Below are 10,631 nucleotides of genomic sequence, written 5' to 3'. Positions count from 1 at the left end.
GGGATAACCTGCTGTAAATACGAGAAAAAGGAGCGCGCAGCCGCGAGTCCGTGCCTGCTGTGCGCAGCCTGGAAAAACTAAAACATCGGGGCTTGCGGGGCTGACATGGGAAGCGGGGACAAGCCGCCGGCTCGGCCGCCGCAATCCCCCACAGGGTTTGGTTTACACAATCAATTCCGGGCTAGAGCCGGCGTTTGCGGGTGAGGCTCGGGATGGTGGTTTGCGGGATGAACACTTGCTGCGCCTCGGGTGTGGTGCTGAGCGCAAGTGCCGCCAGCGTCGGCTGGCTGAACAGTGCCCGGGCGTCGGTGTGCAGGCCGCTCTGACGCATGCGCGCCACCAGACTCACCGCCAGCAACGAATGCCCACCGAGTTCGAAGAAGTTGTCGTGACGACCGACCTGTTCGACGCCAAGCACTTCGCTCCAGATCTGCGCCAGCGCGGTTTCGACTTCACCCTCGGGTGCCACGTATGGGCGATTGATGACTGCGTCGGCTCCCGGCTCCGGCAAGGCTTTGCGATCGATCTTGTCGTTTGGTGTCAGCGGCAAAGCGTCGAGCCGCACAAACGCGCCGGGCACCATGTACTCCGGCAAACGCTCCAGCACATGGCCGCGCAAGGTTTCCAACGATGGCGCGTCGATGCCGGCGCGCAAGCTGTACCAGGCCACCAGACGCTCATCGCGGACCATCACCACCGCCTCGCGAATCGCCGGATGTTCGATCAACCGTGCCTCGATTTCCCCCGGCTCCAGACGCAAGCCCCGCAGCTTGATCTGGAAGTCGTTGCGGCCGAGGAATTCCAGTTCCCCATGATTGTTGTAGCGCGCCAAATCGCCAGTGCGGTACAGGCGATCACCCGCCACAAACGGGCTGTCGATGAAGCGCTCGGCCTGCATTTCCGGCAAACCGTGATAACCACGCGCCACGCCGACGCCGCCGATGTGCAACTCACCGCTGACGCCATGTGGCACTGGTTGACCGTACGGATCAAGCACGTACAGCCGCGTGTTGCTCAGTGCTGTGCCGATTGGCACCACGTTGTCCGGCACCGGCATGTCCGGTTCCAGCGTCCAGCCTGTGCTGTCCACCGTGGTTTCAGTCGGGCCATAAACGTTGTGCAACCGCACCCACGGCAGGCGATCGCGCACTTGGCGGGCCAGCGCTGCGCTGAGTTCGCCACCACCGTTGAGCACATCGGTCAGGCTGGTGCACTGTTCGACACCGTCCTGCTCAATGAACTGCTGCAACAGCGCCGGGACGAACTTGACCACCGTCACCTGCTGCTCACGAATGGTCTGCACCACATACGCCGAATCGCGGTTGCCGTCCGGTCGCGCCAGTACCAGACGCATCCCGGAACACAGCGGCCAGAAGATCTCCCACACCGAACTGTCGAAGCTGAACGGCGCTTTTTGCAGCAGCGCACCGTGCTCGGTCGGCGGACTGAGCTGCGAACCCCAATGCACCATGTTGCAGGCGCTGCGATGCTCGATCATCACGCCTTTCGGCAACCCGGTGGAGCCCGAGGTGTAGATCATGTACGCGAGATTCGAAGCATTCAGGCCAGGCACCTGCGGATTTCCTGACGACTGCTGCTCCCAACTGCCGTGATCCAGATTGATCAGCGTCACACCCGGTTCGCCGAGCAATTGCCGCGTGGCGCCATGCACCAGCAGTGCGACCGGCGCGCTGTCCTGCAACATGTAATTCAGGCGCTCCAGCGGATAGTCCGGGTCCAGCGGCACATAAGCACCACCGGCCTTGAGGATGCCGAGCAAACCAACGATCAGATCCAGTCCGCGCTCGACGCAGATTGCTACGCGCGAGTCCGGTTGCACGCCGAGTTCACGCAGGTGATGGGCCAGGCGATTGGCGCGCTGATTGAGCTCAAGGTAAGTCAGGGTTCCCTGCGCGGATTGCAGCGCGATGGCGTCCGGCTTACGCCGCACCTGTGCTTCGAACAACGCGTGCAGTGGCTGGTCCAGCGGACAATCGACCTCGGTGGCGTTGAACGTGATCAGCAAACGTTGCAACTCCTCGGCTTGCAGGATCGGCAAGCGGTTCAACAGTTGTTGCGGAGTCTGCTCCAAGGCCTGTACCAGGCCGCTCAACGCGGTTTGCATGTAGCCGCAAATCCGCTGCGCGCCGATCTGCGCCACGGCCCTGCCGGTCAGGCGCAAGCCGTTGCCAAAATCATCCACGCTCATGGTCAGCGGGTAATTGGTGCGCTCCTCGTTGGCCAGGGTTTCGATGCCTTTCCAGGCATGGCTGGACGGCTCCAGCAGTTCGGACTCGTCACTGTGCCGATAATTGAGCAGCGCGCTGAACAACGGTGACGGCGAGGCGACGCCGCTGCAGCGCTGGGCCAGTGCCAGCGACGCGTGCTCATGCCCGAGCAGCGCGGTCAGCCGCGCATGGGTGGCGCGCACGGCGTCGCGCACCCCGGCATCGACATCGATGCGCAACGGCAAGCTGTTGATGAACACGCCCAAGGCCCGGTCGGCGCCCTCGCCGCCTTGCATACGCCCCATCAGCACCGTACCGAACACCACACGCTGTTGGCCCGACGTCGCCGCCAGCACCCGCGCCCAGGCCAGATGAATCAGGCTCGCCACACTGACCCCGGCCTGTCGTGCTTGGGTGCGCAGACGCTGATAGACGTCAGCCGGCAACGCCTGCTGCGCTTCGTCGATGCCGCGTCCGTCGCCCTGCACTTCCTGCAGGCCGAATGGCAGGGTCGGCTCGTCGATGTCCGCCAGTTGCTCACGGAAAAACGCCTCGTGTTCCTGCTCGCTGACGCCCAGCCGCGTCTGCGCCACGTAATTGCGATACGGCACCGGCGGCGCCAGCGCCACGACCTGCCCCGACAGACTGGCCTGCATTTCGCTGCGCATCACTTCGAGGGCGATGTGATCCATGGCCAGGTGATGGAACAGCAGAATCCCCACCACCCGATCCAGCGCCGGATCACGGGCATACACCAGGCGCATCAGCGGCGCCTGGCTGACGTCGAGGCGATAACGCCGGGCGTTGAAACGCTCGTGCAACTGCTCGATGACCGGGCCGTCGGCCGGGTCCAGTTCGACCTCCTGCAACGGCAGAATCGCTTCGCGCCACACCACCTGCACCGGGGTGCTCAGGCCTTCCCAGAGCACCGAAGTGCGCAGAATGTCGTGGCGCGCCATGACCTCGCGCAGTGCCGCAGCGAAAGCCTCGACGCGCTCAAGACTGTCGAACGCCAGTTGCGATTGCAGCAGGTACGGATCGCCCTGCGCGGCGGTGATGTGGTGATAGAGAATGCCTTCCTGCAGCGGTGCCAACGGATAGATGTCCTGCACATTGGCGGCGCCGCCCGGTACCGTCGCAACGATCCGGTCGAGCGTCGGCTGATTCAGTTGCAGCAGGGTCAGCATATCCGGGGTGATATGGGTGCAATCGGCGGCGATGCGGTTGGCCGGCACTTCGATCTCTCGACCGCTGCCGACCGAAGCCGCCAGCGCTGCCAGGGTCGGTTGACTGAACAGCACGCGCACGTCGCTGCTCAGATCGAGCTGACGCATGCGCTCGATCAGAATCACCGCCAGCAACGAATGGCCGCCGAGTTCGAAGAAATGGTCGTGACGCCCGACCCGCTCGACTTGCAGGACTTCGGCCCAGATCTGCGCCAGGGCGATTTCGACCTCACCCTGCGGCGCCTCGTATTCGCGGCGGATCAGATCGTCCGGCCCAGGCGCCGGCAGGGCCTTGCGATCGACCTTGCCGTTGGCGGTCAGCGGCAGCGACGTTAGACGCACGTAGGCGCTCGGCAGCATGGCGCTGCTCAGGCGGGTTTTCAGCTGCGCGTGCAGCTCATTGATGTCCAGCGGCGCCTGCTCGGTGAACCACGCCAGCAACTGCCCGTCGCGCACCAGCACCACCGCTTCGCGCACCGCCGAATGGCTGGCGATTGCGCTCTCGATCTCCCCCGGCTCGATCCGGATGCCACGGATTTTCACCTGATCATCGTTGCGCCCCAGGTACTCGAGATTGCCGTCGGCGCGCCAGCGCGCGAGGTCGCCGGTGCGGTACAGGCGCGCGCCCGGTTCAGCACTGAACGGATCACGCAGGAAGCGTTCGGCGCTCAGCTCTGCGCGGTTCAGGTAACCGCGCGCCACCCCGGCCCCGCCGACGTACAACTCGCCCGTCACGCCCAGCGGCACCGGTTGCTGCTGCTCGTCGAGCAGATACACCGTGGCGTTGCTCACCGGTTTGCCGATGTGCAGCGCCTGCCCGGCGTCGATACGTCCCGAGGTCGCCACCACGGTGGCTTCGGTCGGGCCGTAGTTGTTGATCACTTCGAACGATGGCTGACGCGGGAACTGACGCAGGCGATCGCCACCGATCAGCAGCGTGCGCAACGTCGGGTGATCGAGCTGGCGGCTGAACGCGTATTCGGCGATCGGCGTCGGCAAGAAGCTCACGTCCAGCGGCTGCGCACGCCACCAATCGAGCAGCGCATCGATGTCTTCGCTGCCCTCGCTGGCCGGCGCCAGGTGCAGGGTCGCGCCCACGCACAGCGCCGGCCAGACTTCCCAGGCCATCGCATCGAAACCGAAACCGGCCAGGCTCGAGGTATGGCTGCCGGCATGCAGGTCGAAGACATCAGCGTGCCAATCGACCAGATTGCACAGGGTGCGGTGCTCGACCATCACCCCCTTGGGCAGGCCGGTCGAGCCGGAGGTGTAAATCACATAAGCGAGGTTGGCCGGGGTCAGCCCCGGCACCTTCGGCGCGCCGACATGTTCGGCGGGCCAGCTCGGCTGATCCAGTTCGATCACCGGCACCGACAACGCCGGCAAATGCCCGCGTAGCGCGCGCTGGGTCAGCACCGCGATGGGCGCGCTGTCCTCCAGCAGGTAGCTCAGGCGCTCGGCTGGATGCGTCGGATCCAGCGGCACATAAGCGGCGCCAGCCTTGAGGATCGCCAACAGCCCGACCAGTGTGTCGAGGCCGCGCCGGGCAACGATCGCCACCCGGTCATCCGGGCGCACCCCGAGATCGAGCAGATGATGAGCCAGCGCGTTGGCGCGCTGATTGAGCTCGGCATAGGTCAGGCCTTGCCCTTGCTCAACCGCCGACAGCGCCTGCGGCCGTAGCGTCGCCTGCGCTTCGACACGCTGCTGAATGGTCGTCGGGGCCGGGTAGTCCACCCGCGTGGCATTCCACTGTTGCAGCAGCGCGGTTTCTTCCGGCGTGCTCAGATCGAAATCCGTCACCGCCAGGTTCACCGCTTCCAGCCCCTGCTCCAGAATCAGCAGCCAGCGTTCAGCCAGTGCCTGGACTTCATCGGCGTTGAAATACGCCTCGCTGTAGATCAGGTACAGCCGCGCGTCGTCATTGGCCAGATTGCTCAGCAAGTGCACCGCCAGCGGTGTGGCCTCTTCGACGTTCGAGGCCTTGATGATCCGTCCCGACGCCTCGCCGTAGCGATAATCGTGAGTGCCCTGCTCGTAAGACACCGTGACCTCGAACAGCTGCGAGCGCTCCTCCCGCAGCAGGCCGAGGGCGCGGTTCATCTCACTCACGGGGAAGCGCTGATGGCGGAAATCCTTGCGCAGTTCCTCACGGATCGCTCTGACCAGTTCCGCGAACGTGCAGTGGCGACCGAAGCCCATGCGCACCGCACTGACCTGGGCGAACAGCCCAAGCGTGGATTTGAAGCGCGCGCCGGAGCGGTTGAGAATCGGCAATCCAACCACCCATTCGTCACGTTGTGCGGTGCGGCTGAAGTAGACATGCAGCGCCGCCAGCAACACATGGAACGCCGACGCGCCGAACGCTCGGGCCACCTGCTGCATGCGCTCGTGCAGCAACGCCGGCAAGGGCTGCGCGTAGACCTGCGTCTGCGCGGTCTGGCCGGCCAGACTCTGCTGATGCCGTGGCAGCAACAGCGGCTCGGGTAATTGTCGGTACTTGTCCAGCCAATAGGCGCGATCCTGCGCATAACGCGGCGACGCGTGATAGCGCGCATTGTCCTCGATGAAGTCGATGTACGACGGCGCCGCGACCGGTGTCGGTTGACCGTGTGCCAGCGCGTTGTAGATCTCGTCCAGCGACTTGAACATTTCGCCGAAGCCCCAGCCATCGACGATCAAGTGATGCGCCTGCACGGACAGCCAGTGTCGCTGGTCATCGAGGCGGATCAACAGAAAGCGCAACAGGCAGCCGCCGTCCAGTACAAAGGGCTGATCGATTCGCGCCTGCACCAATGCCCGCGCCGCCGATTCCGGGTCGCTGTGCGCCGACACATCGTCGATCGGCATCGGCACCGCTACTGACCGGGCGAACTGCTGCAAAGGCAGGCCATCGGCGCCGGCGCCCGGCAGTAGAATCGTGCGCAGCGCGTCATGCCGGGCTACCAGTGCTTCCAGCGCAGCCTGCAGCCGCGCCGGATCCAGCGGCCCGCTGAGGTCCAGATAGCCGCCGATGTTGTACAGCGGCGAATCCCCGCGACTCAGCTGATCCAGCCAGATATCCAGCTGCGCAGCGGTCAGCGGATACGTCTGGAGCGATGCGGACGGCGTGGCCACCGCAGGGGCAGAAATAGGCGGCATAAGATCCTTCTCATGTGATTTTGCGCCTATTCAAGCATCGGCCCCGATGCCGACATGACACGTAAAACCCGGACAACCCCGCCCCGGGCGCTGGCCTGTCAGCGCTTGTAGCCCCTGATTGGGTGGGAACCCACTAAAAGTTCGAAGAGGAAACACTGAAAATCCTGTAGGAAAAATGCCACACACCAGCGCTGCCATCGACCTGCGTTGTGACCTCAAAAAAACGCAACTGCCCCGGTTTTCAAGGTCTTGCCGTGACCAAACAGTCACGCGATGCGCAACACCTGTCGCAAACGGCGTCAGAAGCCCGGCGCCAACTTTCAGAAATGATGGCACTTTGTGTCCCTGTTTTCCCCTACAGACGTAGGACAAATCCATAGGCTTAAATCCCGCCCCAGATCAGTTTCAAGGAGAGACGATTGCGTGGGCGGCTTTTGCATAAACAGCGGACGACTCGGTGATGACTCGAAACCAGGGATGACAAGGATATGAATCTGACCGGCAGCATTCGCAACATGGAAAACCCGCATTTCTACTGGCAACTGGGGGAACTGATTGCCAGCACCGGCGACGATCATTTCGCCAGCAACCTGTTCCAGTTGGTCGACACCCTGGTGCCGGTCAATCGCGTCGATCTCAGTGAGTGGACGCTGGACGAACGTCAGGCCAGCGTGGTCGAGATCAAGGCGCTGGGCAGCGCCGGACTGCCGCAGACCTTCCCGCCACCGGACCCGTTGAAAAGTCCGGACGATCATCCGTTGTTGCAGAAGATGATCGAGATGAATGATTCCCTGCTGATTCAACTCAAAGCGTCGCTCCAGCCGCAACATCCGCAGCACAGCGTGCACCAGTGCAATCTGGTGTCCCGCACCTCTAATCGCCGCTGTGTCATCTCGTTCTACCGACCGCATACGCAACGAGTGTTTTCCTTGCCGGAGCTGTCGTTTCTTAAAAGCCTGTCCGACACGCTGTTGCCGCTGATCGAACGGCACGCGCAGCTCAGTCGGCAGATTGTCGCCAAACAGCCGCGCCTGCCCTTGGCCGATCTGGAGCAGGCGCCGTTGCAGCAGGTGTTCGACGAACGCCTGGCGCTGGGTGGCATCGTGCTGTCGGCGCGGGAAAAGGAAGTCTGCCTGGGTCTGCTGACCGGCGGTACCGTGCCGCAACTGGCCGAGAAGCTGCGGGTCAAGAGCAGTTCGGTCGAGACCTACCTCAAACGGGCGACCGCCAAACTGGGGGTCAGCGGACGGCACGGTCTGGCGCGCTGGATGGCTGGGGCATAACCGCGCGGCCGTGGTTCAACGGTGTTTGATGATGGTGTGGGGACGCAGTGCCCGGCACGTGTTTTTTCTGCATGAGAGCGTTCGATGCTGCGCATTTCCCTGCTGTCCCTCGCCGCCCTGCTGGCCGGTTGTTCGTTGATTCCCGAGTACCAGCGCCCTGCCTCACCGAGCGCGGCGCAGTATCCGCAAGGCGCGGTTTACCCGGCACCGAAACCCGCCGCAGCGCGCACTGAAGACTGGCGCACGCTGTTCAACGACCCGGCGCTGCAACAGTTGATTGAAAGCGCGCTGGTGAACAATCGCGACCTGCGGGTCGCGGCGCTGAACGTCGAGGCGTTCCAGGCGCAGTATCGGATCCAGCGCGCCGATCTGCTGCCGGCGGTATCGGCCAATGCCAGCGAGTCGCGCCAGCGCATGCCGCCCAGCGTGACCCGCAGCAAAGCCATGATCAATTCGACCTATGCGGTGAATCTGGGCGTCAGTGCCTATGAACTGGATTTTTTCGGCCGAGTGCGCAGCCTCAGCGAGCAGGCGCTGCAAACCTGGCTGGCGACCGAACAGGCGCGGCGCAGTGCCGAGCTGAGTCTGGTGGCCAACGTCGCCAATGCCTACCTGACCTGGCGCGCCGATCAAGAGTTGCTCGAACTGACGCGCCAGACCCTGGCCGCCGATCAGCAAAGTCTGCGCCTGACCACGCGCAACCGTGAGGCCGGCAAGTCTTCGGCGCTGGAACAGGCGCAGGCGCAAACCAGCGTCGACAGTTCGCGAGCCAATCTGGCGCGATACAAACGTCAGGTGGCGCAGGATCTCAACAGCCTGACACTGCTGGTTGGCGCGCCAGTCCCCGAGCAACTGCCGGCGCAACCACTGGCCAACGATCTGGTTCAGCAATTGCCGGCCGGGTTGCCGTCGGACCTCCTGCAACGGCGCCCGGACATTCTCCAGGCCGAGTACAAACTGAAAGCGGCCAACGCCAACATCGGTGCAGCGCGCGCGGCGTTTTTCCCCAGTGTCAGCCTGACCGCCAGCGCCGGCACCTCCAGCCGCGATCTGTCCGGCCTGTTCAGCGCCGGCTCCGGGGCATGGACGTTCCAGCCGCAAATCAACTTGCCGATTTTCAACGCCGGCAGCCTGCGCGCGAGTCTGGATTATTCGAAATTGCAGAAAGACGTCGCGGTCGCCGAATACGAGAAATCGATTCAAACCGCGTTTCAGGAAGTTGCCGACGGCCTGGCAGCGCGCAGCACTTATCAGCAGCAATTGCAGGCACAGCGCGATCTGGTGCAGGCCACTCAGGACTACTACAACCTGGCGCAACACCGTTACCAGAATGGCGTCGACAGCAGCCTGACGTTTCTTGATGCACAGCGTTCGCTGTTCAGTTCACAGCAGGGGCTGATCACTGATCGTCTTGCGCAGCTGGTTGCCGAGGTCAACCTGTACACCGCGCTGGGCGGCGGCTGGCAGGCCAATGAGGCCCGGGTTCAGTAGCCCCTCGTCACTTTTTCTTACACCTTTTGTCGCCCGATCCGACGCCGCGCGGCGATCCGTGGCCGGCGTCTGCCGTCAGTTTGGTATCATGCGCCGCTTTTACGGTTAACCCCCCGCCAGTCCTGCCGACTGACGGGCTGCAAAAGGCGGTATTAGATGACGGCTTTGTTGACTCGCCGCAAGGTGCTTGCGGGAATGGGCGTGCTGGGCCTGGGCCTGCTCGCCGGCTGCGACACCCGTGGCCAACTGTCGTACAAGTACGGCAAGGACCTGAGTGACAAGATCCTCGGACGCACCTTCAAGCTGAAGAACACCGACGGCGAAACCATGACGCTGTCGAGCTTTCGCGGGATGATGCCGATGATCTTCTTCGGCTTCACCCAATGCCCGGCGGTGTGCCCGACCACCCTCGCCCGCGCCGCGCAAATCAAGAAGCTGATGGGCAAGGACGGCGACCGTCTGCAGGTGATCTTCATCACCCTCGACCCGGAACGCGACACGCCGCAGATCCTCGACGCCTACGTCAAAGCCTTCGACCCGAGCTTCGTCGCACTGTACGGCACGCTGGAAGAAACCCAGGCCACCGCCAAGGAATTCGACGTGTTCTTCGAGAAGGTGCCGGCCGGCGACACCTATACGATCTCCCACACATCCACCAGTTACGTCTACGACTCGCGCGGCCAGTTGCGCCTGGGTCTGTCTGTATCGCTTTCGGCACAAGAGTGCACGGAAGATTTGCTCACCGTTATGGAGGTCTGCTGATGCACCCCGTTTTGAACAACATCAAACGCGCCGTTTTCGCCCTGTCCCTGCTGGGCCTGGCGTTTCAAGCCTCGGCTCAGACCAAGGTCGATGATGCCTGGGTGCGTGCGACCGTGCCGACCCAATCGGCCAGCGGCGCGTTCATGACCGTCACCGCGGACAGCGACAGCAAACTGCTGAGCGTGGCCTCGCCAGTGGCCAAGGATGTGCAGATCCACGAAATGTCGATGAAGAACGACGTGATGAGCATGGGCCCGGTCAAATCGGTCGACCTGCCAGCCGGCAAAGCCGTCACCTTCGACCCGAACGGCTACCACGTGATGCTGATGGGCCTGACCGGCCAGCTCAAGGAAGGCGAAAGCGTACCGCTGACCCTGACCGTGGAAAACGCCAAGGGCGAGAAAGAAACCGTCGAAGTCAAAGCCGAAGTGCGTGCGCTGACGCACATGGAAGGCCACGATCACAGCAAGATGCATTGATCTGACTTGGCGGTAATAAAA

4 protein-coding genes and 2 pseudogenes are annotated in these 10,631 nt (G+C 63.3%); 4 read left to right on the top strand and 2 right to left on the bottom strand.

Translation table 11 applies throughout. The annotated features are described in order from the left end of the window. Positions 1-181: 181 nt before the first annotated feature. Positions 182-5,230, bottom strand: a pseudogene (locus tag ACOYXI_RS03100) (amino acid adenylation domain-containing protein); the annotation flags it as partial. Positions 5,231-5,272: 42 nt separating this feature from the next. After that, a pseudogene (locus ACOYXI_RS03095) lies at positions 5,273-6,595 on the bottom strand (condensation domain-containing protein); the annotation flags it as partial. Positions 6,596-7,083: 488 nt separating this feature from the next. On the opposite strand from ACOYXI_RS03095, the gene ACOYXI_RS03090 reads away from it, so the two are divergent. The 4 genes from ACOYXI_RS03090 to ACOYXI_RS03075 all read left to right on the top strand — a co-directional run bounded on the left by ACOYXI_RS03090 (position 7,084) and on the right by ACOYXI_RS03075 (position 10,610). After that, positions 7,084-7,878 (top strand): helix-turn-helix transcriptional regulator, encoded by a 795-nt coding sequence (locus tag ACOYXI_RS03090; RefSeq protein WP_098968297.1) that lies wholly within the window; start codon positions 7,084-7,086, stop codon positions 7,876-7,878. Between the two features lie 84 nt (positions 7,879-7,962). Next, positions 7,963-9,369, top strand: coding sequence for an AdeC/AdeK/OprM family multidrug efflux complex outer membrane factor (gene adeC, locus ACOYXI_RS03085; RefSeq protein ID WP_282597954.1), 1,407 nt, complete (start codon positions 7,963-7,965; stop codon positions 9,367-9,369). A 156-nt stretch (positions 9,370-9,525) separates the two neighbouring features. Beyond that, positions 9,526-10,131, top strand: coding sequence for an SCO family protein (locus ACOYXI_RS03080; protein ID WP_003224200.1), 606 nt, complete (start codon positions 9,526-9,528; stop codon positions 10,129-10,131). Then, entirely contained in the window at positions 10,131-10,610 is a 480-nt protein-coding gene (locus ACOYXI_RS03075; RefSeq protein ID WP_027613130.1) for a copper chaperone PCu(A)C, read from the top strand. The genes ACOYXI_RS03080 and ACOYXI_RS03075 overlap by 1 nt, the downstream gene beginning before the upstream one ends. The last annotated feature ends 21 nt before the right edge of the window (positions 10,611-10,631 follow it).

This window comes from Pseudomonas sp. G3-19 (assembly GCF_054855875.1).
Note: the sequence above shows the minus strand (reverse complement) of the source record. Positions and strands in the feature narration are given on the sequence as shown.